The 977-nt window shown below is 64.0% G+C and carries 2 protein-coding genes; both read left to right on the forward strand.

Annotation, left to right across the window (positions count from 1 at the left end):
* Window positions 1-184, forward strand: a 184-nt coding sequence (locus ACTWPT_RS60060; RefSeq protein WP_443186491.1) for a hypothetical protein, incomplete at its 5' end; no start/stop codon positions are given.
* Between the two features lie 79 nt (window positions 185-263).
* Window positions 264-977: hypothetical protein (locus ACTWPT_RS60065; RefSeq protein WP_443186492.1), on the forward strand; the 714-nt coding region annotated here is incomplete at its 3' end.

The raw sequence follows: 977 nt of genomic DNA on the forward strand, positions 1-977 counted from the left end.
GACGAGGATCATTCCGGCTGATGTGACCGGTGATGGGTTCACCGACCTGCTGGCTGTGGACGCCGCGGGCAAGATGCTGCTCTACAGCAACAACTTCGTGCGTGATGATGGTCAGCCGTTTACGGGCAGCGTGCCACGCGAAGTCGGGCACGGCTGGGCGGGCAGCACCCGCATCCTGACCTGACCCCATCCCCGCCGGTGTCGGCCGCCCACCACCCCAGGCGGCCGACACCGGGCCCTTCTTCATCACTCGTGGAGTAGCCATGCGACATGCCCTCATCCGATCCCTGACCGGATTACTTCTCTCCCTGTGCGTCTCGGTGCCCATCGCCCTGATGTCTTCGGCTCCCGCGCACGCCGCGGACACTGTGCCATGCGACAGAAATGGAACCACCTCGGCCGATGCCAGTATGGCGACGCAGTTGAACGGACAACTGCCCGGTAACATGCGGGGCTCGATGACGGCTTACCGGGTGTCCTGCGCCCGCGTCATCATCGCCACCGTCAAGAGTCGAGGCCTGCCGGTTCGGGCCGCACAGATTGCCATCACCACCACCATCGTCGAATCCACCATCCGCAACCTGACCTACGGCGCCGACGACAGCGTCGGGCTCTTCCAGCAGCGTCCCTCGCAAGGCTGGGGAACGGTCGAGCAGATCCTGAACCCGGTCTACGCGACGAACAAGTTCCTCAGCAAGATGCTCCAGTTCGACTGGCGAAATGATCCCATTGGGCAGATCTGCCAGCAGGTACAGGTCTCCGCCTTTCCCGGGAGGTACTTCGACGCGACGGCGGACGGCGTGGCCATAGCGAACGCGGTGTGGTCCATGTCGGAACCTGCGGAGCTACCCGGCAACAGTGTGACGGGTGACTCGTACACTGACCTGCTGGCTGTGGACGCCGCGGGCAAGATGCTGCTCTACAGCAACAACTTCGTGCGTGATGATGGTCAGCCGTTTACGGGCGGCGCGCCGCGT

It is taken from the genome of Nonomuraea sp. 3N208, from assembly GCF_052245935.1.
GTDB lineage: Bacteria > Actinomycetota > Actinomycetes > Streptosporangiales > Streptosporangiaceae > Nonomuraea.